At 75.6% G+C, this 20,755-nt stretch carries 20 protein-coding genes; 10 read left to right on the plus strand and 10 right to left on the minus strand.

Annotated elements, in window-relative coordinates; all coding sequences use genetic code 11:
- Positions 1-80: 80 nt before the first annotated feature.
- Positions 81-1,187: a hypothetical protein gene (locus ADEH_RS08855; RefSeq protein ID WP_232287458.1), complete on the minus strand. Its 1,107-nt coding sequence runs from the start codon at positions 1,185-1,187 to the stop codon at positions 81-83.
- A 56-nt stretch (positions 1,188-1,243) separates the two neighbouring features.
- Here ADEH_RS08855 and ADEH_RS08860 point away from each other — a divergent pair, with 56 nt between their 5' ends.
- The 7 genes from ADEH_RS08860 to ADEH_RS08890 all read left to right on the plus strand — a co-directional run bounded on the left by ADEH_RS08860 (position 1,244) and on the right by ADEH_RS08890 (position 10,521).
- Positions 1,244-1,468 (plus strand): hypothetical protein, encoded by a 225-nt coding sequence (locus tag ADEH_RS08860; protein WP_041453440.1) that lies wholly within the window; start codon positions 1,244-1,246, stop codon positions 1,466-1,468.
- 155 nt (positions 1,469-1,623) lie between these two features.
- Positions 1,624-4,131 (plus strand): endopeptidase La, encoded by a 2,508-nt coding sequence (lon, locus tag ADEH_RS08865; RefSeq protein WP_041453842.1) that lies wholly within the window; start codon positions 1,624-1,626, stop codon positions 4,129-4,131.
- A 78-nt stretch (positions 4,132-4,209) separates the two neighbouring features.
- Positions 4,210-5,262, plus strand: coding sequence for an NAD-dependent epimerase/dehydratase family protein (locus tag ADEH_RS08870; protein ID WP_041453441.1), 1,053 nt, complete (start codon positions 4,210-4,212; stop codon positions 5,260-5,262).
- Between the two features lie 221 nt (positions 5,263-5,483).
- A complete protein-coding gene (locus ADEH_RS08875) occupies positions 5,484-7,274 on the plus strand; it encodes a serine/threonine-protein kinase (protein WP_011420765.1) in 1,791 nt (596 codons plus the stop codon).
- Positions 7,271-8,125 (plus strand): tetratricopeptide repeat protein, encoded by an 855-nt coding sequence (locus ADEH_RS08880; protein WP_011420766.1) that lies wholly within the window; start codon positions 7,271-7,273, stop codon positions 8,123-8,125. Before ADEH_RS08875 ends, ADEH_RS08880 begins: the two co-directional genes overlap by 4 nt.
- A gap of 6 nt (positions 8,126-8,131) precedes the next feature.
- Positions 8,132-9,958, plus strand: a complete 1,827-nt coding sequence (locus ADEH_RS08885; RefSeq protein ID WP_011420767.1) for a sigma-54-dependent Fis family transcriptional regulator — start codon at positions 8,132-8,134, stop codon at positions 9,956-9,958.
- Entirely contained in the window at positions 9,955-10,521 is a 567-nt protein-coding gene (locus ADEH_RS08890; RefSeq protein ID WP_011420768.1) for a hypothetical protein, read from the plus strand. Before ADEH_RS08885 ends, ADEH_RS08890 begins: the two co-directional genes overlap by 4 nt.
- Here the strand turns inward: ADEH_RS08890 and ADEH_RS08895 are convergent.
- From ADEH_RS08895 to mutL, 3 genes are all read right to left on the minus strand, one after another.
- Complete coding sequence (locus ADEH_RS08895; protein ID WP_011420769.1) at positions 10,518-11,051, minus strand: hypothetical protein; 534 nt, start codon at positions 11,049-11,051, stop codon at positions 10,518-10,520. The genes ADEH_RS08890 and ADEH_RS08895 overlap by 4 nt on opposite strands.
- 82 nt (positions 11,052-11,133) lie before the next feature.
- Complete coding sequence (locus ADEH_RS08900; RefSeq protein WP_041453442.1) at positions 11,134-11,322, minus strand: hypothetical protein; 189 nt, start codon at positions 11,320-11,322, stop codon at positions 11,134-11,136.
- A gap of 448 nt (positions 11,323-11,770) precedes the next feature.
- Positions 11,771-13,597 (minus strand): DNA mismatch repair endonuclease MutL, encoded by a 1,827-nt coding sequence (gene mutL, locus ADEH_RS08905; RefSeq protein ID WP_011420771.1) that lies wholly within the window; start codon positions 13,595-13,597, stop codon positions 11,771-11,773.
- A 262-nt stretch (positions 13,598-13,859) separates the two neighbouring features.
- Here mutL and ADEH_RS08910 point away from each other — a divergent pair, with 262 nt between their 5' ends.
- Positions 13,860-14,990, plus strand: a complete 1,131-nt coding sequence (locus ADEH_RS08910; RefSeq protein WP_232287459.1) for a lysophospholipid acyltransferase family protein — start codon at positions 13,860-13,862, stop codon at positions 14,988-14,990.
- Between the two features lie 10 nt (positions 14,991-15,000).
- Here the strand turns inward: ADEH_RS08910 and ADEH_RS08915 are convergent, their stop codons facing one another.
- Positions 15,001-15,864 (minus strand): acyl-CoA desaturase, encoded by an 864-nt coding sequence (locus ADEH_RS08915; protein WP_011420773.1) that lies wholly within the window; start codon positions 15,862-15,864, stop codon positions 15,001-15,003.
- A gap of 161 nt (positions 15,865-16,025) precedes the next feature.
- Between ADEH_RS08915 and ADEH_RS08920 the strand changes: the two genes are divergently transcribed.
- Positions 16,026-16,424, plus strand: a complete 399-nt coding sequence (locus tag ADEH_RS08920; RefSeq protein WP_011420774.1) for a hypothetical protein — start codon at positions 16,026-16,028, stop codon at positions 16,422-16,424.
- Here the strand turns inward: ADEH_RS08920 and ADEH_RS08925 are convergent.
- Entirely contained in the window at positions 16,421-17,275 is an 855-nt protein-coding gene (locus tag ADEH_RS08925; RefSeq protein WP_041453443.1) for a c-type cytochrome, read from the minus strand. The genes ADEH_RS08920 and ADEH_RS08925 overlap by 4 nt on opposite strands.
- A gap of 97 nt (positions 17,276-17,372) precedes the next feature.
- On the opposite strand from ADEH_RS08925, the gene ADEH_RS08930 reads away from it, so the two are divergent.
- Complete coding sequence (locus ADEH_RS08930) at positions 17,373-17,546, plus strand: hypothetical protein (RefSeq protein WP_232287460.1); 174 nt, start codon at positions 17,373-17,375, stop codon at positions 17,544-17,546.
- A gap of 10 nt (positions 17,547-17,556) precedes the next feature.
- Here the strand turns inward: ADEH_RS08930 and ADEH_RS08935 are convergent, their stop codons facing one another.
- Genes ADEH_RS08935 through thrC form a run of 4 tightly spaced genes read right to left on the minus strand, consistent with a single transcriptional unit; the run spans position 17,557 to position 20,755 of the window.
- Positions 17,557-18,309 carry a competence/damage-inducible protein A gene (locus ADEH_RS08935; protein WP_011420776.1) on the minus strand — a complete coding sequence of 251 codons (753 nt, stop codon included), beginning with the start codon at positions 18,307-18,309 and terminating at the stop codon, positions 17,557-17,559.
- A 42-nt stretch (positions 18,310-18,351) separates the two neighbouring features.
- Positions 18,352-19,008 (minus strand): dTMP kinase, encoded by a 657-nt coding sequence (gene tmk / locus ADEH_RS08940; protein WP_011420777.1) that lies wholly within the window; start codon positions 19,006-19,008, stop codon positions 18,352-18,354.
- The gene (locus ADEH_RS08945; RefSeq protein ID WP_011420778.1) at positions 19,005-19,385 is read right to left on the minus strand and encodes a hypothetical protein; all 381 of its coding nucleotides are present in this window, start codon (positions 19,383-19,385) and stop codon (positions 19,005-19,007) included. The genes tmk and ADEH_RS08945 overlap by 4 nt, the downstream gene beginning before the upstream one ends.
- An 11-nt stretch (positions 19,386-19,396) precedes the next feature.
- Positions 19,397-20,755 carry a threonine synthase gene (thrC, locus tag ADEH_RS08950; RefSeq protein ID WP_011420779.1) on the minus strand — a complete coding sequence of 453 codons (1,359 nt, stop codon included), beginning with the start codon at positions 20,753-20,755 and terminating at the stop codon, positions 19,397-19,399.

Raw genomic sequence — 20,755 nt, forward strand, 5'->3', positions numbered from 1 at the left:
GGAGGATGCGGGCTCCTGGGAGGGGGTGCGCGGAACCGGACGGAACGCGCGGTGGATGCTATCGACCCCTCCTGCGTGCGTCAAACGAAGCTCGGGCCGGTCGCACCCGCGGTGGGAGCGTGCGCGGGGGCCGCCTGCGGCGCCGCGAGCGGAAGCACGAGGCGAAGCACGCGTCCGCGCCCGGGTGTGGTCTCCTCCTCCACCCGCGCACCCTCGGGGCCGAGCGCCGCACGTGCCAGCGCCGCCGCGCCCGCCTCGCCCGCGCCCCGCCCGCCGGCGCGCCCGAGCTCCAGCACCGCCGCGCCCCGGCGCACCGCCACGGTGGCGGTGAGCTCGCCGCCCGCCGGCAGCGCCTCGCACATGGCGCGCAGCAGCTCGCGCAGCATCGCGCGGAGGCGCGCCTCGTCCGCCAGCACCGGCGCGGGCTCGAGCGCCGCGCGCACCCGCACGCCGGCCGGAAGCTGCGCCGCGAGCTCGCCGAGCGCGGCGGCGAGATCCACCGGCCGGACGGCGCTCCCGCCCGACGTCGCCCCCAGCGCGCCGAGGCGCCGCTCCAGATCGCCGAGGGCGCCCTCCAGGCGCGCCAGCTCCCCGGCGCCGAGCGCCAGGCGGGGCGCGAGGAGCCGCAGCATGGAGGCCGCGGTGCAGGCCCGCGCCAGCGGCTCGCGGAGCGCCGCGGCGATCGCGCCCAGATCCGCCGAGCACGGCCCCGCGCCCGGCCGCGCCGGCGGCAGCGGCGGCGGGGTGGGCCGCGGGAGCGCCGGGTCGGGCCGCAGCACCGCGAGGTCGCGCGGCGGCCGCGACGACACCCGCACCACCACCGCGCGCGCCGGCGCCGCGCCGCCCCGGGTGCGCAGCTGCACGCGCGCGGCGCTCGGGCCGCGCGCCGCGCCCCGCTGCAGCACCGCCAGGTCCTCGCCCAGGATCACCGACGCCCGGGCGCCGCGCAGCCGATCCGGGGCGAGCCCGGCCAGCGCCGCCGCCTCCGCGTTCCCGGCCACCACGAAGCCCTCGGGGTCGAGCAGCAGCGCCGCGTCGCCGAGCGCCCCGGGGACCTGCGCGAGCAGCGCCCGCGCCTCGGCGGGCACCCCCGGCCGGCGCGCGCGCAGCAGCAGGGCGAGCAGGGTCACCGCCAGGACGGCGAGCGTTCCCGCGCCGATCGCGAGCGCGGTCTGACCCGGCTGCACGGGTGCGAAATTGCCCACGCGCTTGCCCTTCGGGAAGTCGGTCTTATCCAGAGGGCATGACTGCCAAGCGCGCGTGGTCGCCCGCCGATGGGCCCGGGGTGGCACCCGAGCAGCTGCCCGCCCGGAGCCGGTACGTGTCGGGCTCGGGCGACGACGAGCGCCGCACCGGCCTGTGGGCGCCCAGCGAGGGCCCGGTCCGCCGGGATCCCGGTGGCCCCGGCGGCGAGCCGGACGGGAAGACGATCTCTCGCCCCGGACGGACGGCCCTGAACGAGCCCTGAGGGCGCGCGGCCCCTGCGGCTGGACGGGTCGCCGCGCGCGGCGGATCGCGCGCGCGGAAAACGGGCGCAAGCGCTCGGAAGACCACTTGCTTCTTGTTGATAACGGCGCAGGCGACGGGTATCCCTGATCGGTGCGCGAGCGGAAGGAGACGGCGATGTCCGACAAGGAAAAGAAGGGCGCGGGGGCGGGGGCGCAGGTGGCCCCGGCCATGGGGCCTCCGGTCCTCATCAACAAGGAGGACATCCCGGCGGTGCTGCCGATCCTCCCGCTGCGGAACTCGGTGTTCTTCCCCGGGGGCGTGCTGCCCCTGGCGGTGGGCCGCCAGAAGACCATCGCGCTCATCAAGGACGCGGTCCGCGACGAGCAGGTCATCGGCGTCGTCACCCAGCGCCGGGCCGAGGAGGAGGACCCGGGCGCGGCCGACCTCTACACGGTCGGGACCGTCGCGCGCGTGGTGAAGCTCCTGAAGATGGGGGAGGACAACTACTCGCTCGTCGTCCAGGGGCTCGCCCGCTTCAAGGTGCTCGAGCTCGTGCAGGAGAGCCCGTACCTCAAGGCGCGCATCGAGGCGGTCGAGGACCGCTCGGTGGTGGACGACGTCGAGGTCGAGGCGCTCGCCATCAACCTGAAGAAGCTGGCGCGCGAGGTCATCGAGCTCATGCCCGAGCTCCCGGCCGCCGCGACCGAGCTGGTCGAGTCGATCACGCACCCGGGCCACCTCGCCGACCTCATCGCGGCGAACGTGGACGTGCCCATCGAGGAGAAGCAGCAGGTCCTCGAGACGGTCGAGCTCAAGGCGCGGATGAAGCTCGTGCTCGAGCTGCTCAACCGCAAGCGCGAGATCCTGAAGCTCTCGAACAAGATCGACTCCGCCGTGAAGGGCGAGATGTCGAAGACGCAGCGCGAGTACTACCTGCGCCAGCAGCTCAAGGCCATCAAGGAGGAGCTGGGCGAGCTCGGCGAGGAGGAGGAGGAGCTCGACGAGCTGCAGGAGCGGCTGAAGAAGGCCGGGCTCCCGCCCGAGGTGGAGAAGGTCGCGCAGAAGGAGCTGAACCGGCTGAAGTCGATCCCGACCGCGAGCTCCGAGTACACGGTGGCGCGGACGTACCTCGACTGGATCGCCGACCTGCCCTGGACCAAGCGGACCGACGACAACCTCGACATCGAGAACGCGCGGCAGATCCTCGACACCGACCACTACGGCCTCGACAAGATCAAGAAGCGCATCCTCGAGTACCTGGCGGTCCGCAAGCTGAAGAACGACATGCGCGGGCCGATCCTGTGCTTCGTGGGCCCGCCGGGCGTCGGCAAGACCTCGCTCGGCCAGTCCATCGCGCGCGCCACCGGCCGCAAGTTCGTGCGGCTGTCGCTGGGCGGCGTGCGCGACGAGGCCGAGATCCGCGGGCACCGGCGCACCTACGTGGGCGCGCTCCCCGGCCGCATCATCCAGTCGATGAAGAAGGCCGCGACGGTGAATCCGGTGATGATGCTCGACGAGATCGACAAGCTCGGGGCGGACTTCCGCGGCGATCCCTCGGCGGCCCTGCTCGAGGTGCTCGACCCCGAGCAGAACCACGCGTTCTCGGATCACTACCTCGACCTGTCCTACGACCTGTCGAAGGTGATGTTCATCGGCACCGCGAACCTGCTCGATCCCATCCCCGGCCCGCTCAAGGACCGCATGGAGATCCTGGAGCTGCCCGGCTACACCTTCGAGGAGAAGGTGCACATCGCGCAGAACCACCTCATCCCGAAGCAGCTGCGGGAGCACGGGCTCAGCGCCGACGCCATCGCCATCAGCGAGAAGGCGCTCATCAAGATCATCATGGCGTACACGCGCGAGGCCGGCGTCCGCAACCTCGAGCGGCGCATCGCCGACGTCTGCCGCGCCATCGCGGTGGAGGTGGCGAGCGGCAAGATCGGCGCCTCCGCGAAGCGCTCCATCGAGGAGGCCGACGTCCTCGAGATCCTCGGGCCGGAGAAGTTCTACAACGAGACGGCCGAGCGGACCGAGATCGCGGGCGTCGCGACCGGCCTCGCCTGGACGGCGGCGGGCGGCGACATCCTCTTCATCGAGGCCACCAAGATGCCGGGCAAGGGGGCGCTCACCCTCACCGGCCAGCTCGGCGACGTGATGAAGGAGTCGGCGCAGGCCGCGCTCTCGTACCTTCGCTCGAAGTCCGACTCGCTCGGGATCCCGGTCAACTTCCTGGAGAAGACCGACCTGCACATCCACTTCCCGGCGGGCGCCATCCCGAAGGACGGCCCCAGCGCCGGCGTGACCATCCTCACCGCGCTCGTGTCGCTGCTCACCGGCATCCGGGTGCGCTCCGACGTCGCCATGACCGGCGAGGTCACGCTGCGCGGCCTGGTGCTCCCGGTCGGCGGCATCAAGGAGAAGGTGCTCGCCGCGCACCGGGCCGGCATCAAGCGGATCATCATCCCGGCGCGCAACGAGAAGGACCTGCTCGACGTGCCCGAGCAGGCGCGCAAGGAGCTCGAGTTCGTCTTCGCGGCGCACATGGACGAGGTGCTGCAGGCGGCGCTGGAGGAGAACCCGGTCGGCCGCAAGCCGCCGGCGGCGCCGGAGCCCGAGGGCGAGAAGAAGCCCGGCGCGACGCCCACGCCGCCCGCCAAGAAGCCGGACGAGATCCGGGTCTAGCCCGGGGACGGATCCTTCGACGGGGCCATGGCGCCCGGGGCCGCGCGGTCCGCCCCGGGCGCCTGCTACACTCGCGAGATGGCGGGGGTGGCGCTCATCACGGGCTCAGGCGGCGCCGTGGCCGACGCGGTCGCGGCCGAGCTCGCGCGTGCCGGCTGGAGCCCGCGCCCGGTGGCGCTCTCCGCGGAGGGGTTCCGCGGCGCGGGCGAGGCGCCGGCCCGCGCCGTCGTCCACCTCGGCGTGCGGACCCCCCGCGACCTCCCCGAGCCGGCCCGCATCGCGGTGGAGGCCGGCGCCGCGCGCGCGGCCGCCGAGCTGGCGCACCGGGCGGGCGCCGCGCGGCTGGTTCACGTCTCCACCGCCGGCGTGTACGGGCGCCCGCGCAACCTGCCCTGCCGCGAGGGCGAGCTGAAGGCGCCGCGCACCGCGCACGAGCGGGTCCGCTGGGCGGCCGAGCAGGCGAGCTGGGCCGCGTTCCGCAAGGGCGCTCCGCTCACCGTGCTCCGCCCCACCGTCCTGTACGGCCCGTCGCTGCGCGGCGGCCCGCTCCGCGTGCTCGCGCTCGTGGCGCTCTTCAACCAGCGGCGGCGGCGGGTGCCCATCATCCGGCGGGGCCCGGTCGCGCACCTGCTCCACCTCGACGACCTCGCCCGCTCGGTGGTGCACGTCCTCGAGCACCCCGACGCCGGCGCGGTGCGCGGCCGCGCGTTCAACGTGGCCGACGAGGCGCCGCTCCCGCTCGCCGAGCACCTCGCCGCCGCGCTCACCGCGCTCGGCTACGAGCCGGGCCGCGTCCTCCCCACCGCGCCGCGCCTCACCTCGGCGCTGCTGTGGCTGGTGCGCCACGTGCCGGATCGCGCGCTGCTCGCCCGCGTCAACGGGCGCCTCGCGCGCGGCTGGGGGCGGCTCTCGTCGCGCACCGGCGTGGCGGCGGCGCTCGTGCCCCGCATCGAGCGCGAGGCGCTCCACTGGATGAGCGCGGACCACTACTACGACACCTCGCGGCTGGCGGCGCTCGGCTGGCGCCCGCGCCACCCGATCTCGACCGCGGCCATGCCGGACACGGTGCGCGCGCTGGTGTCTGAGCACCTGCTCCCCGGCTCTGGGGCGGGCGCCCTGCCCGCCTGGTAGGGGGCGCGCCCCACCCGCCCCTGACCACGGCGGACGACTTGTGGCCGGGCTCGGGCGGCCGTGTCATAGTGGCGCCCCTCACCCCGCCACGGATGTCGTGATCGGGCGCTGGAGGCGGGCGCCCAGGAACCCTCTCAGATGCATGTGGTCGCAGGCAACGCGCTCCCGCTCCGGCCGGACCGGCGCACCCCCACCGTCGGGGGGACGCTGCGGTGATCCGGATGCTGGGCCGGTACGAGCTCCTCGAGCAGGTGGGGAGCGGCGGCATGGCGGTCGTCTACCGCGGCCGCGACACCGCGCTCGATCGCGAGGTCGCGGTGAAGCTGCTCCACCCGCACCTCGCCTCCGCGCCCGACTCGCGCGCCCGCTTCTCGCGCGAGGCGCGCGCGGTGGCGCGCCTGTCCCACCCGTCGATCGTCGAGATCTACGACTACGCCGGCGACGCGGCGGTGGAGAGCTACCTCGTCACCGAGTTCGTGCGCGGCCGCACGCTGCGCGCCTGGGCGGCCGGGGTCGGCTTCGGCTTCCCCGAGCTCGGCATGCTGGTGGGGCGGACGCTCGCCGACGCGCTCGCGCACGCGCACGCGGCCGGGGTCATCCACCGGGACCTCAAGCCGGAGAACGTGCTGGTCCACGAGGACGAGCCGCCCTCGGTGAAGCTCGCCGACTTCGGCATCGCCCGGATCCTCGCCTCCGACGAGCGCATGACCATGACCGGCGCGCTGGTGGGCTCGCCCCACCACATGGCGCCCGAGATCGTGGAGGGGCACGACGCCGACGCGCGCAGCGACGTGTTCTCGCTCGGGACCATCCTGTACTGGCTCGCCACCGGCAAGCTGCCGTTCGCCGCGTCCAACCCCACCGCCATCCTGCGGCGCGTGCTGGAGGGCGACTTCGAGGACCCGCGCCAGGCCGACCCGCGGGTGCCCGGCGCGCTCGCCGCGCTGATCCGGCGCTGCCTCCAGGTGGATCCGGCGAAGCGCCCGGCCAGCATGGTCGAGGTGCGCGACGCGCTGGACCGGATCCTGGCGGAGGTCGGGATCGACCGGCCCGGCGACGCGCTGCTCGCGTTCCTGCGCGACCCGGCCGCGGTGAAGGCCGCGTTCCCGGCGCGCGCCGGGGCCGCGCTCGTCGCGCTCGGCGACGCGGCCGCCGCCGAGGGCGCCGCCGCGCGCGCGCTCGGGTATTACGACCGCGTGCTCGCCATCGACCCGGCCAACGCCGAGGTCCCGGCCAAGCTGGCGCGCCTGGCGCGGCGCCGGCGCCTGCGCCGGGCCGCGGCGATCGCCGGCGCGGCGCTGGCGGTGCTGGCCGCGGTGGGCGCGGTCGCGCTGACGGTCGGGCCCCGGCTGCGGGCCGCGCTCGCGCCCGCGCCCCGGCCGCCGCCGCCGGCCGTGGCCCGCGCCGCGCCGGAGCCCGCGCCCGCCCCGGCGCCGGCGACCGAGGCCGCGGCCCCCCCGGCGCGCGCGCCCGCCGGCGCCCAGGGCGCCTCCGCGCCCGGCGCCGGGACGCCGGCCGCCGCCGCCCCGCACGCGGCGGCCGCCGCCGTCCCGTTCACGGTCCACGTCCGCCCGTACGCCCAGCGCGCGCTCCTCGACGGCGTCGAGGTCGCGCACGACCAGCAGCTCGTCCGCTTCGAGCTCGCGCCGGGACCGCACGTGATCCAGGTCGAGCACGCCTGCTGCTCGCCGTTCGTGCGGCGCATCTCCGCCGAGGAGGCCGCGCGCCAGGGCGAGCTGCGCGTGCCGCTCGAGCCCCGCCCGGCCCGGCTGCGCGTCGAGGGCGATCCCGCCACCCGCGTCTACCTGGACGGCCGGCTGGTGGGCACCGCCGGCGAGTCGCAGCGCGCGCCGTTCCTGGTCGCCGTCCCGGCCGGCGGCGAGAGCCCCTACGAGGCGCCCGCGCGCATCCTGCTCGACCTCGCGGGCGCGCCCGCCCGCACGCTCGACGTGAAGCTGCGCGCCGGCGGCGAGGTGACCGTGGCGGCGACGCAGGCCCAGGAGTCCCCGTGAACGCGATCCCCCTGCTGCTGGCGCTCTCGCTGCTCGCGCCCCCCGAGCTGAAGCGGGCCAAGGACCGCTTCGAGTTCGGCGCGTACGGCGACGCCGCCGGGGCGCTCCGCCAGATGCTCGCAGGCGACCCGGCGCTCACCGACGACGAGGCGGTCGAGGCGTACCGGATGCTCGGCATCTCCGAGTTCAACCTGGGCGACCTCCCCGCGGCGCGCGCCGCGTTCGTGAACCTGCTCTCGCACGATCCCGACTACGCGCTCGACCCGTTCCTGGTGCCGCCCGCCATCGTGGAGTTCTTCGACCGGGTGAAGAAGGAGCACGAGCCGGCGCTGGCGCCGCTGCGCGAGCGGCGCCGGGCGCTCCGCGAGCAGCAGCGGCTGGCCGACGAGGCCAAGCGGCGGCTGCTCAGCGAGGAGCAGCTGCGCACCGGGCCGCCGACGAAGGTGGTGCGCGTGCAGGAGCGCCTGTACCTGTTCAACTGGATGCCGTTCGGCGCCGGCCAGTTCCAGAACGGCGACCGGGCCAAGGGCACCGCCATCGCGGCCGGCCAGATCGCGCTCGGCGCCGTGAACATCGCGGCCATCGTCATCCACAACCAGCTCGCCGACGACCGGACCCGCACCTGCACCTCCGGCCAGCCCGGCTGCTCCAACCCGCCCTACAGCGACTCGGACCGCCGGGTGCTCCGCAACGTCGAGGTGGTGAAGTACGTGTCGGCCGCGATGTTCTGGGCGCTGTACGGCTACGGGGTCTGGGACGCCCACCGGCACTTCGTCCCCATCGTCGAGACCGAGATGGCGCCCGGCGGCGAGCCGGCCGGCGCGTCGCTCAAGCTCGAGTGGAGGTACTAGGGACCCGTGGCCACGCTCATCGTGAGAGGACCGGACGGCTCCGAGCGCGAGGTGGCGCTGGTGAAGCGCATCACCAGCGTGGGCCGCGACCCGGAGAACGACGTGGCGGTGGAGGACCCGGCGCTGCCCGCCACCGCGCTGCACATCCACTTCGACGGGAAGGACTACAACGCCGCCGCCCACGACCGCTCCGACATGACCGTGAACGGGAAGCGGCGCGGCGCCTGGCGCCTGGGGCCGGGCGACCGGATCCGGGTGGCCGGCACCGAGCTCACCTTCGAGGCGGTGGCGCGCACGCCGCTGCCCTCGGCCCGGCCCATCGCCGGCCAGCGGCTGCAGGCGCTGGAGACGCTGGTGCGCTTCTCCGAGCGGCTCCTCGGCGCGACCGACCTGAACCGGCTGCTCGACGAGCTGATGGACGCGCTGCTCGAGGTCACGCACGCGGACAAGGGCTTCCTGATCCTGCTCGAGGACGGGGAGATGAGCGTCCGCGCCGCGCGCAACGTGGCGCGCGAGACCATCGAGGGCGCGGTGGAGCGGGTCTCCGACTCGATCATCCGGCGCGTGGTCGAGACCCGCCGCGCGCTGGTGGTGGCCGACGCGCTGCACGACTCGGAGTGGTCGGGCTCGACGTCGGTGGTGAACCTGAAGCTCTGCTCGGTGATGTGCGCCCCGCTCATGCAGAAGGGCGAGGTGTTCGGCGTCATCTACCTGGGCAACGACAACGTGGTCTCGCTGTTCGACGAGCGCGCCCTCGAGCTGCTCGCGCCGTTCGCCGCGCAGGCGTCGCTGCTGGTGCAGAACGCCATGCTGCTCGACTCGCTGCGCCGCGAGAACCTCTCCCTCAAGGAGGCGGTGGCCTCGCGCCAGTACGGCGACCTCATCGGCGCCGGCGCGTCCATGCGCGAGGTCTACCGGCGCATCGAGAAGGTGGCCGGCACCGACATCTCGGTGCTGGTGTCCGGCGAGACCGGCACCGGCAAGGAGGTGGTGGCGCGGGAGATCCACCGGCGCTCCACGCGCGCGAACGGGCCGTTCGTGGCGGTGAACTGCGGCGCGATCCCCGAGGCGCTGCTCGAGTCGGAGCTGTTCGGCCACGTGAAGGGCGCGTTCACCGGCGCGGTGGCGACGCGCATGGGCAAGTTCCAGGCGGCGCACGGCGGCACGCTGTTCCTCGACGAGATCGGCGACATGCCGCTCGCGCTCCAGGTGAAGATCCTCCGGGCGCTGCAGGATCGCGCCGTCACCAAGGTGGGCGACAACCGCCCGGAGGCGGTGGACCTGCGGGTGGTGGCCGCCACGAACCGCGTCCTCGAGGAGGAGATCCGCAAGGGCACCTTCCGCGAGGACCTCTACTACCGGCTGAACGTGGTCGCGATCCACCTGCCCCCGCTCCGCGATCGCGGCGAGGACGTGGTGGTCATCGGCAAGTACTTCCTGCAGAAGTACGCGAAGGAGTTCACCGCGCGGGTGCGCGGGTTCACCCCGGGCGCGCTCGTGGCCATGCGCAAGTACGCCTGGCCGGGCAACATCCGCGAGCTCGAGAACCGCGTGAAGAAGGCGGTGGTGCTGGCCGACCGCGCGCTGGTGTCCGCGGAGGACCTCGACCTGCGCCCGGAGATCCTCGAGCCCATCCTCCCGCTGGCCCAGGCCAAGGAGGAGTTCCAGAAGCGGTACATCAACGAGGTGCTGGAGCGGAACGCCGGGAACCGCACCAAGACCGCGAAGGACCTGGGCGTGGACCCGCGCACCGTGTTCCGCCACCTCGAGAAGCTCGAGGCCGAGCGGCGCGGCCAGGTCCTGCCGCCCGACGACGAGGAGACCGAGGCGTGAACCGTCCCCGCTTGGCAGCGGCCCTGGGCGCGCTCGCGCTGGCGCTGGCCGGCTGCCCGCTCCCGCAGCCGCTCCCCGACTATCCCAAGGGCGGCACCATCACGCCCCCGCGCATCCTGGCCGACGGCATCACCGTGAACGGCGTCGCCGCGGCGGGCGTGCCGCTCGTGACCGTCCCGGCCGACTGCGCCGGCGCCGAGCCGCGCTACGAGCTGCAGGCGCAGCTCCTCGACACGAACACGCTCGAGCAGGTCGAGGTCCGCTGGTTCGTGGACTACCAGCCGACCCAGGGCGGCGCCTCGTGGGTGCGGCAGGAGTCGGTGCCGGCGAGCGCCGACCAGACCGTCCTCACCCGCGATCCCTCGCCGTTCACGTTCCTGCCCTACCAGCACGCGCCGCGCACCGCCGGCACGGTCCACGTGGTGGAGCTGGTGGTCTCGAACAACTTCTACGCGCCGGCCGACGAGGCCGCGCTGCCGAACCGGAGCGCCGCGCCGGGCTTCGAGACGCAGGTGTACCGCTGGACGTTCCTGCTGGTGCCGGGGACGGACGGCTGCCCCTAGCCGCGCTCCGGCGGCCTCGAGACGGCCTCCTGCGCCTGGCGCAGCGCCTGCGCGGCGCGCCGGGCCAGGTCCGCCTCCTCCTGGGCGAACCGGTTCACCTGGGCCCGGTAGGCCCGGTGCACCTGGAGCACGGCCTCGCGGGCCCGCGCCAGCTCCTCGCGCCCGCCGAAGCCCTGCGGGTCGGGATCGCGGGCGTCCAGCCGGCAGCGGTCGGCGAGGTCGTCCACCCGCTGCTCCCACTCGCGCGCCCAGACCTCCCAGCGCGCGATGGCGTCGCCCTCGCCCACCTCGTCCGCCAGGCGCCAGGCCCGGTGGTTCTGCTCGGCGTGCAGCGCCTCGAGCTCGGTCACGCACACGCGCAGCGCCGCGCGGGTGGGGAGCGCGCCGGTGGCGGCGGGGCGGTGCGGCCCGCGCAGGTTCCGCACGATGCTGGTGAGGACCACCGCCAGCGCGACCGCGATGACGGTGAAGTAGAGCGCCCAGAGGGCCAGCCGGAACGGGCGGTAGCGCGGGTCACGCGGGGGCGGCACGCGCCGGACTCTGCCAAAGGGGCGGGGGGGCGTCCACCCGGTTCTTCCGCGCCGCGCGCGAGGCGCCGGGGCGGGCCGCCCGCTAGCCGGCCCGCGGCGCGTTCGTCGGCTCGCCGGCGACCACGCCCAGGAACGTGCAGCGCCGCCCGCTCACCATGGCGCGGAGGCAGCGCAGGTACACCGTCGGCCCCCAAAGCCGGAGGATGGTGAACGAGTGACGGATCACGTCCTTGCCTGTGATCGTGCCCTGCACGCCCGCCGGTGTTTGCATCCGCGGTGCCGATCGTGCTCGGGCGGATTTTGCTGCGGTTGCAGGCGCTCGCGCGTGCGCGCCGGCGCACACCTCGCGCGAGACGGAGCTTTCTTCAGCCCTCCGGCGCAAGGGATGCTGCCGCACCCGTTCCGGCATCCAGGGATTTCATCTCTGCAATCCACGCTGCATATTTGAAAGGCCAGGCCGCCCGCAGGGACGGCGCCCGTCCGGTAAAGTCGCCTGAGTTCCTCGACTTACCGGCACCCGTTCCGGGGCACGGCGATTGCGTAAGGGGCGCCCGGTAACGCTGCGGCGGTCCCTGGATTCCCCCCCCTTTCCAGGCTCCGATCGCGCGCTTCACCGCTGGGACGCTCTCGGCGCGGTTCGCTCGCACACCTCGGATTCGACTTCAGCCGCGCCGAGAGCTGCCCTTTTCCCCCATCGACCCCGTGAACCCTGCGGCGCCCTAGCGGCGGCCGACGCGGCGCTCGAGATCGGCGAGCGAGAGCTCGAACACCACCGGCCGGCCGTGCGGGCAGCGCGCCTTGAAGTCGATCGCGTCGAGCCCGTCGAGCAGGGCCCGCGCCTCCTCCGGCGAGACGTCCTGGTTCGCGCGCACCGCCGCGTGGCAGGCCATGGTGGCGAGCAGGTCGTGGAACGCGTCGTCCACCGCGCTGCCGCGCTCCACGTCCGCGAGCTGGCTGCCGAGGTCCGTGAGCAGCGCCGTCAGGTCCACCCCGGCCAGCGCCGCCGGCGCGCCCTTCACCGCGAACGCGTCCCCGCCGAACGGCTCGGCGTCGAAGCCGAGCCGGCCCAGCTCGGCGAGCCCGGCCTCGAGCGCGCGCGCCGCGGCGGGCGGGAGCGTCACGACCTGCGGGAGCAGGTAGGGCTGGACCGGGATGCGGCGCGCCCGGAACGCCTCCTTGAGCCGGTGGAACAGCATCCGCTCGTGGCTGGCGTGCTGGTCGATGACCACCAGCGTCCCGCCCGGCGCCTCGCAGAGCAGGTACGTCCGCGCGTGCTGCCCGACGTACCGCAGCCCGGCGAAGTACCCCTCCGGCCGCGGCGCCGCCTCCGGCCCGGCGTCCGGCGCGGGCGCGATGGGGAACGCGAGCCGGCCGGTGGCCCAGGCGCCCGGGGCGGGCTGGACGAGCGTCGCCCCGCTGCCCTCCGGTGGCCGGGCCGCGCGCGCCCAGGCCAGGACCGCCGCCGCGTCCTCCCCTGCCAGCGGCACCGCGACCGCCTCGCCGCCGGCCGGAGGGCCCTCGCCCGCGGGCGCCGCCTGCGGGCGCGCGCGAAGCCACGGGGCGGTCCGGAGCGCGCCGGCCACGGTGTGGAACAGGGCGTCGAACACCTCGCGCCCCTCGGCGAACCGGACCTCCAGCTTCTGCGGGTGCACGTTCACGTCCACCCGGTCCAGCGGCAGCTCCACGAACAGCACGCCGGCGGGGTGGCGCCCGGGCGGCAGCGTCCCGGCGAACGCCCGGAGCACCGCGTGCGCGGCGGCCCGGTCGCGCACGTAGCGCCCGTTCACGAACAGGTAGAGCGCCCGGCCGGTCGCCTCGGAGTGGTCGGGCGAGCAGATGAGCCCGTGGACGCGCACCTCGCCGCGGCGGGCGTCCACCGGGAGCAGGTGCCGGTGCGCCTCCCGCCCCAGCGCCTGGCCGGCCCGGTCCGCCAGCCCGCCCCCCGCGCGCGCGCCGAGCACCAGCCGGCCGCCGGAGCGGAGCGTGAACCCCACGTCCGGCCGCGCCAGCGCGAGCCGGATGACCGCCTCCGACACGTGGCCGGCCTCGGTGGACGCGGCGCGCATGAACTTGCGGCGCGCCGGCGTGTTGAAGAACAGGTCGCGGACCTCGACGGTGGTGCCCCGCGGACGGGCCACCGGCGCCACCTCGCCCAGCACGCCGCCCTCGATCTCGACCCGCGTCCCGGCGCCGTCCTCGCCGGGCGAGGTGTCGAGGCGGAACCGCGAGACCGACGCGATGGCCGGCACCGCCTCGCCCCGGAACCCCATGGTCCCGATGGCGGCGAGCCCCTCGGCGTCGCGCAGCTTGCTGGTGGCGTGCCGCTCGAGCGCGAGCAGCGCGTCGTCCCGGTCCATGCCCGAGCCGTCGTCCGCCACCCGGACCAGCGCGAGCCCGCCCTCCTCCACGTCCACGCCGATGGCGGTCGCGCCGGCGTCCAGCGCGTTCTCGACCAGCTCCTTGACGATGGAGGCCGGCCGCTCGACCACCTCGCCCGCGGCGATCTGGTTGACGAGCCCGGGCGGAAGGACGTGGATGCGCGGCATGGCGCCCGTTCGTACCACGGCGATCCGACGCGGCGGCTCCCCCAGCGAACGTTTGACGCCCGCGGCCGCGTGCGTCTATGTGGACGCGATGGCGGGAGGGACCGGCAAGAGGAAGGCCGCGGGTCGGCGCGGGCCCGCGCGCGCGCCCGGCGCCGCGAGGCCGGCCCCGCGCCCGGTGCTCGGCAACGACCCGTTCACCCGGGGTGCTGCGCCCCGCGCGCCCGCCGCGCCGCCCTCCCCCGCCGCGTCCGCCGGGCCACCGGTGCCCGCTCCGCCGGCGCCCGAGCCGGCGCTCCCGCCCCTGGCGCCGGTCCCGGGAGCGGCCGCTGCACCGGCGCCCGTCCCCGCCCCGACGCCGCCGCCCGGCGCGCCGCCCGGCGCGCCGGAGCGCACCCGGAGGCTCCCGGCCGACCGCACCGGCGCGCAGGCGCGGCTCGCCGACGTGGAGCGGCGGCTGGAGTCGGCGCTCGACGGCCTGGAGGCCCGGGTCGGCGACCTCGCCGCGCGCGCCGGGCTGGCCGGGGCGCGGCGCGAGGTGACCGAGGCCGCGGCGCGGCTCGCCCCCGCGGTGGCGGCGAAGCTGGGCGCCGCGCTCGACCTGGCGCGGCTGCTCGAGCCGCCCGGACGGCTCGACCGGCACGGGATGGACCCGCGGCTGGCGGAGCGGGCCGAGCCCCTCGTCGAGCTGCTCTACGCCACCTGGTGGCGGACCACCGTGCGCGACGCGGAGCACGTGCCGCCGAGCGGCGCGGTGATGGTGGTCGCGAACCACGCCGGCGTCGTCCCTTGGGACGCGCTGGTGCTGCGGCACGCGCTGCGCCGCGATCACCCGGCGCACCGGGACCTCCGCCCGCTCCTCGACGACCGCGAGTGCGACCTGCCGGTGGTGGGCGGCCTGGCGGTGCGGCTGGGCGCCGTGCGCGCCACGCCGGAGGCGGCGGGGCGCATCCTGCAGGAGGGCGGCGCGCTGGGCGTGTTCCCCGAGGGGAGCGCCGGCGCGCGGAAGCCGTGGAGCGAGCGCTACCGGCTGCAGCGGCTCGGCCGGGGCGGATTCGCGAAGGTGGCGCTCCGCGCCGGCGCGACGATCGTCCCCTGCGCCATCGTCGGCAGCGAGGAGGCGGCCCCCGGCATCTCGCGCACCGGCTGGCTGGCGGACCGCCTCGGGCTGCCGCTGCTCACCGCGAGCCCGCTCCTCCGGCTCGCGCCGGCCGCGATGCTGCCCCTGCCCTCGCGCTGGTCGCTGCGCTTCGGCCCGCCCATCTCGCTGGCCGGCCGCTCGCCGGCGGAGGCGGAGGACGCGGCGCGCGTGGGCGAGCTGGCGGAGACGGTCCGCGCCACGCTGCAGGCGATGCTGGACGAGGACGTGGCCGCGCGCGGCTCGGTGTTCCTCTAGCGCGAGCCGCTCAGAGCGCCTCGACGTGCACCGTGGACGGCGGGGCCGCCGTGCGGAGGTGCGCGAGCCGGACCTGCGGCGGCGGGACCTTCAGGTCGCGGACCACGCGCAGCGCCGCGAGCCCGCGCAGCGCGTACCAGGAGAGATCGATCTCCCACCAGAAGAAGCCCTGCCGCGCGCTGGCGGCGTAGAAGTGGTGGTTGTTGTGCCACCCCTCGCCGAGCGTGACGAGCGCGAGCACCAGGCTGTTGCGCGAGCCGTCGTCGGTGGCGTAGCGGCGGCGGCCGAACACGTGCGCGAGCGAGTTGATGACGAACGTGCCGTGCCAGAGCGCCACCGTGGAGACGAAGAAGCCCCACAGCACGGCCGGCAGCCCGCCGGCGAGGAACAGCCCGGTGGCGAGCGCGGCCGGCGGGACCAGGTGGTGGCGGTCGATCCAGCGGAGCTCCGGGTAGCGCGCGAGGTCGCGCACGCGGTCGAGCTTGGTCTCGTGGTGGCGGCGCGAGAGGATCCAGCCGACGTGGCTCCACCAGAACCCCCGCTCCAGCGGCGAGTGGACGTCCTCCGGCCCGTCGGAGTGGCGGTGGTGGTCGCGGTGGTGGGCGGCCCACCAGAGCGGGCCCTTCTGCGCCGCGCTCGCGCCGAGCACCGCGAGCACGAGCTGGAACGCGCGCGAGGTCCGGTAGCTGCGGTGCGAGAAGTAGCGGTGGTACCCGGCCGTCACCGCGAACATGCGCACCGCGTACAGCGCGGCGGCGAGCGCGCCCCAGCGCCACTCGAACGGCGCGAGCCACGGGGTGGCCAGCGCGACGAGGTGCGCGGCGAAGAACGGGAGTGACGGGAGCCAGTCGATGCGGTCGGGGTCGCGCGGCATGAGCCCCCGAGCTTGGCGGGCCGCTGTCACCGGCGCGTCACCACGGTCGGTGCGCTCGCCCGGCGGCGGGGGATGCCCCCCGCGACGCGCGGCCCCAGAGTGTGATCCGGGCGGAGGTGCGCGCGGCGCCGGCGGCCGGCCGTCCGGACGGGGGAGCCGCCATGCTGGAGCAGACCGTCGAGCCCGTGGTCGACGTTCAGAAGGAGGCGTTCATCCGGCTGATGGCGGAGACGCTCCCGCTCGCGGGCTACGCCGGCGTGCGCGCCGATCTGCCGGGCTGGGAGACGCCCGACGTGATCCACGGCGCGATGCGCGACCACCGCCCCAGCCTGTTCTGCGAGGCGCCCAAGCCGGTGTTCCTCGACGTGCTGTCGCCGGGTCCGGTGGCGCTCGAGGAGGTGGCGAGCCGGTGGCAGCTCTTCTCCTCGGCCGCCGAGCTCGCCGGCGGCGAGTTCCACGTCGTGCTGCCGCGGTGGGTGGCCGGGCGCGACGGGCGCCAGGTCGCGAAGCAGATCGCCGAGCTGGTCGGCGTCCGCATCGGCTACATCTGGGCGGTCTAGGGACGGGGCGGCCGCGCCCGCTGCCGCTCCTCCTCCACCGGATCCTTCTCGGGCGGCGCGGCCTCGTCCCCGGCCCCGGCGACCTCGAACGCGGCCACCGCGCGCAGGAAGCTCCACACCTGGCGCGCGGCCGCCGGGCCGGGATCCTCCGGCCCGTCCGACCAGCCCGGGTGGCCCGCCCGCATCCGCGCGTAGAGCGCGTCCGCGGACATCCGGTCGGTGAGGCGCGAGAGGTTCGGACCGGCCTCGCCGCCGGCCTTGCGCACGCGGTGGCAGCCGATGCAGCGCGCGCCGAAGCGATCCGCGCCGAGGCGCGCGCCGTCGGGGGCGCCGTCCGGGACCGCCAGGGCCCGGCCGTAGGTCGTGAACGAGTTCGCGAGCTCGAGCGCCACCACGCCGCGCGCCCACCAGAGCCGCGCGCGCGGGTCGGTCTCGAGCCCGCGCTGGTCGAAGGTGGGCCAGGCGATGACGCGCTCCGGGAGCGGCTGGCCGTCGGCGCGATCCGCCAGCACCGGCTGGAGCTGCCGGACCAGCGTGAGCGGGATGGGGATGGCGCGGCGATCCCGGGTCCGCACGATCACCACGTCCGCGCCGCGGGTCCGCTCCACCCGGTCGCTCACCAGCGCCGCGAGCGAGGTGCCCTCCCAGGCCGCCGCCCGGCCCGACTCCGGGTCGAGGCCGCGCACGGATCGCTGCGGCAACGCGGCCAGCTCGGCCCGGCCGAGCGGGTACGGGCCGCCCTTCACGGCGCCGCGCACCTCGACCTCGGTCTCACTGGGGGTGACGCGGGGGAGGCGGGGTCCGGACGAGCATGCGGCCAGGACGAGGAGCAGAACGGTCGGCTTTCTCATGGGGCTCGTTTGGGCTATGTTCCCGGCTCCCGACGACCTCTCGGAGCGACTCAGCATGGCACGCGCGTTCATCGGAAGCACGGAATGCCGGGTACACGTGGACAAGGATCTCGGCGACTCGTGGGCGGTGACGGTCTACCCGCCCCCCACGCAGGCCGGTCCGGCCGCCCCACTGGTGGTGAAGCTCCAGGGGACGGACAAGGAGAAGGCCACCAAGGGCGCGCTGGAGATCCTCCAGGGCGCGGGCAAGATCGACAAGTACGAGCTGTAGGCCGGGGCCGTCACGGCCCCTCGGTCCGCAGGATCGAGCCGGCCGGCAGCGCCGCCAGCAGCGCGCGCAGCGCCGTCTCCACCCGGGCCGCGTCCTTCGCCTCCAGCGTCACCTTCACGCGGTGGTCGGCCCCGGCGTCGAAGCGCGGGTAGCTGCCGATCTCGACCGCCGGGTGCGCCGCCGCCACCGCGTCGAGCGCGGGCGCGATCTCGCCCTCGCCCGCCGACAGGTACACGCACGCGAGGCGGAACGGGGGCGCCTGGAGCAGGTGCGCGATGCGCTCGAGCTGGTGGCGGTAGAACTGCGGGACGCCGGGGAGCATCACCACGTTGTCGAGCGCGAGCGTCGGGTAGCCCTCGTCCCCGAGCAGCCGCGTCCCCTCGGGCACGTCGGCCATGCGCAGGGCCGCCTCGGGCGGCTCGGTGCCCGGGTGGCCGCGCCGGTGCAGCGCGCGGATGGTCTCGACCAGCGCCGGCGAGCGGTGCATGGGCCGGCCGAGCGCCTCCGCCACGGCGCGCACCGTGATGTCGTCGTGCGTCGGCCCCACCCCGCCCGAGGTGAACACCCAGTCCACCGCCGGCTGGAGGGCCGCGACCGCGGCGGAGACCTCGTCCACGCGGTCGCGCACGGTCCGGATGGTGACCAGCTCCACGCCCAGCTCGCGGAGCCGGCGCGCGGTGTACGGCCCGTTCTCGTCCTGGACCTTGGCGGAGAGGACCTCGTTGCCGACGACGACGAGGGCGGCGGTGGGCGTGCGGGGCATCGCCCCCCTGCGTAACCCGTCCCGCGCGCGGGCGCCAGCCGGCTACAGGGTCGAGGCGGCCGCCCACACCGCGGCGGCCACCGCCTCCACCGGGCGCTCGCCGTCGATCTCGACGACGCTCTCGCCGGCCTGGCGCAGCAGCGCGATGGCGCGGTCGTACTCGGCGGCCACCCTCCGCTGGAACGCGCCCACCTCGTAGATCTCGCGGTCGAGCGAGGCGGCGCGCCGGCGCCGGAGCGCGACCTCGGGCCGCACCCGGAGGAACAGCGTCGCGTCGGGCGGGCCCGCCGCGGCGTTCACCGTGCGGACCCACTCCATCTCGCCCAGCGCCGCGCCCTGGTAGGCGAGCGACGAGAGCGTGTAGCGGTCGGAGACGACGTCGATCCCCGCGGCGAGCTTCGGGTCGATCTCGACCGCCCGGTGGTCCCGGCGATCCGCCGCGAACAGCAGCGCGAGCGCGTGCGGGTCGAAGTCCGCGCCGCCGCCGCCGCCCACGCGGCGCGTCAGCACCTGGCGCACGAGCGCGCCCACCGGCCCGCCGGACGGCTCGGCGGTGACGTGGGCGGTGCGGCCGTCGGCGCGGAGCCGCTCGCCGAGCAGCCGGGCCTGCGTGGTGGTGCCGGCGCCGTCGAGCCCCTCGACGACGACGAAGCGGCCGCGAGCGGCCGGACGTCCGCGCCCGCCGCCCGCCGCGCTCACGGATCCAGCCTCAGCGTCTCGCGCAGGGCGCGGAACCGCGCGTAGAGCGCGTCCTCCTCGCTCATCAGCCGGCGGGCGCGCAGGAAGGAGCGGATGGCGAGCGCGAGCAGCACCAGCGCCGCCGCGACGGCCAGGTACAGGAACACCGGCGGGCCCTTCGCCACCTTGCGGACCATGCCGGGCTTGAGCCTGCCCCAGCGGTCCCAGGCGAGCGCGATGGACGCGCCCACGGCGATGAGGCCGGCGAAGATCTCGTAGGCGCCGCGCCGGGCCACGTCGATGGACCGGCGGACCTCCAGCCGCTTCGCGAGCGCGTCGTGCTCGGCGCGCAGCGCGCCGGTCTCCGGGCCGGGGTGGGTGGGCGTGACGGTGCTCATGGCCCGGCGTTCTACCCTCGCCCGAAGCGGCCGGCAATCGCGTCCTGGACCGCGCCGAGCGTGGCGGGGAGCTGGACGGCCGGGTTGGGCAGCCCGGCGCGGATGCCGGGCAAGGTCTGGTCGTGGTAGCCGACCTTGAAGTCGGAGAACTTGAGGCCGTGCGCGGTGGAGATCACCACCACCCGCTCGCCCCTCCTCACCACCCCGCGGGCGGCGAGCTTCTCGAGCGCCGCGAGCGCCACGCCGGTGTGCGGGCAGGTGAACATGCCGGCCCGGTCGGCGCGCGCGGCCGCGTCGGCGAGTTCCTGCTCGCTCGCCTGCTCGACCACGCCGTCGAGCGCCTCCAGCGCGCGCAGGGCGCGGCGCGCCGACACCGGGGCGCCGATCTGGATGGCGGACGCGAGCGTCTTCCGCGCGGCGAGCGGCTCGACCTCCACCGCCGCGGTGGGCTTCACCCCGGCGCCGGTGGTGGCGCGCCAGAGCGGGTTCGCGTGCTCCGCCTGGGCGACCACCAGGCGCGGGAGCCGGTCCACCAGCCCCAGCTCCTTCATGAGCAGGAAGCCCTTCCCCACCGCGCTCGCGTTGCCGAGGTTGCCGCCCGGGATCACGATCCAGTCGGGCGAGGTCCAGCCGAGCTGCTGCGCGATCTCGATGGAGGCGGTCTTCTGCCCCTCGATGCGCAGCGAGTTCATCGAGTTCGCGAGGTAGATGTCCTTGGTGCGGCTGAGCTGCTTCACCACCTGCATGCAGCCGTCGAAGTCGGTGTCGAGCTCGAGCACCAGCGCGCCGTTGGAGATGGGCTGGACGAGCTGCGCGGTGGAGATCTTGCCGCGCGGCAGCAGCACCACGCTGGGGATGCCGGCGGCGGCGCAGTAGGCGGAGAGCGCGGCCGACGTGTCGCCGGTGGAGGCGCAGGCGACCGCGCGGACCGCGGCGCCGCGGGCCCGCATCTCCTTCACCGCGGAGACGAGCACCGTCATCCCCAGGTCCTTGAAGGACCCGGTGTGCGTGACGCCGCACTCCTTCAGCCACACGTCGTCGAGGCCCAGCTCGCGGGCGTAGCGGTCGATCCGGAGCAGCGGGCTGCCGCCCTCGAACATCGAGACCACGTTCTCGTCGGCGATCCCCGGGTAGACCCACTCCTTCTTGCCCCACACGCCGGAGCCGTACGGCCAGGCGCCCAGCTTGAAGCGCCCGTCGAACAGCGCCTTCCACGCGGCGGCGCTGCGCGTGGCGAGCGCGGCGCGGTCGTGCTCGACCTCGAGCAGCCCGCCGCAGCGCGGGCACTCGTAGACCACCTCGGTGAGCTCGGCGCGGAAGTCGCAGCCGTCCGCGCAGCGGAACCAGGACGAGAACTGGGGCGCGGACAT

Origin of the sequence: Anaeromyxobacter dehalogenans 2CP-C, from assembly GCF_000013385.1 — a bacterium.
In the GTDB taxonomy this organism is placed as follows: Bacteria; Myxococcota; Myxococcia; order Myxococcales; family Anaeromyxobacteraceae; genus Anaeromyxobacter; species Anaeromyxobacter dehalogenans_B.

What these genes read in the sequence shown, in the direction of transcription:
- ADEH_RS08870 (WP_041453441.1), top strand. Translation starts at nt 4,210, where the DNA reads ATGGCGGGGGTGGCGCTCATCACGGGCTCAGGCGGCGCCGTGGCCGAC.
- ADEH_RS08935 (WP_011420776.1), bottom strand. Translation starts at nt 18,309, where the DNA reads ATGCCCCGCACGCCCACCGCCGCCCTCGTCGTCGTCGGCAACGAGGTC.
- ADEH_RS08900 (WP_041453442.1), bottom strand. Translation starts at nt 11,322, where the DNA reads ATGCAAACACCGGCGGGCGTGCAGGGCACGATCACAGGCAAGGACGTG.
- ADEH_RS08920 (WP_011420774.1), top strand. Translation starts at nt 16,026, where the DNA reads ATGCTGGAGCAGACCGTCGAGCCCGTGGTCGACGTTCAGAAGGAGGCG.
- ADEH_RS08875 (WP_011420765.1), top strand. Translation starts at nt 5,484, where the DNA reads ATGCTGGGCCGGTACGAGCTCCTCGAGCAGGTGGGGAGCGGCGGCATG.
- thrC (WP_011420779.1), bottom strand. Translation starts at nt 20,755, where the DNA reads ATGTCCGCGCCCCAGTTCTCGTCCTGGTTCCGCTGCGCGGACGGCTGC.
- mutL (WP_011420771.1), bottom strand. Translation starts at nt 13,597, where the DNA reads ATGCCGCGCATCCACGTCCTTCCGCCCGGGCTCGTCAACCAGATCGCC.
- ADEH_RS08945 (WP_011420778.1), bottom strand. Translation starts at nt 19,385, where the DNA reads ATGAGCACCGTCACGCCCACCCACCCCGGCCCGGAGACCGGCGCGCTG.
- ADEH_RS08860 (WP_041453440.1), top strand. Translation starts at nt 1,244, where the DNA reads ATGACTGCCAAGCGCGCGTGGTCGCCCGCCGATGGGCCCGGGGTGGCA.
- ADEH_RS08925 (WP_041453443.1), bottom strand. Translation starts at nt 17,275, where the DNA reads ATGAGAAAGCCGACCGTTCTGCTCCTCGTCCTGGCCGCATGCTCGTCC.
- ADEH_RS08915 (WP_011420773.1), bottom strand. Translation starts at nt 15,864, where the DNA reads ATGCCGCGCGACCCCGACCGCATCGACTGGCTCCCGTCACTCCCGTTC.
- lon (WP_041453842.1), top strand. Translation starts at nt 1,624, where the DNA reads ATGTCCGACAAGGAAAAGAAGGGCGCGGGGGCGGGGGCGCAGGTGGCC.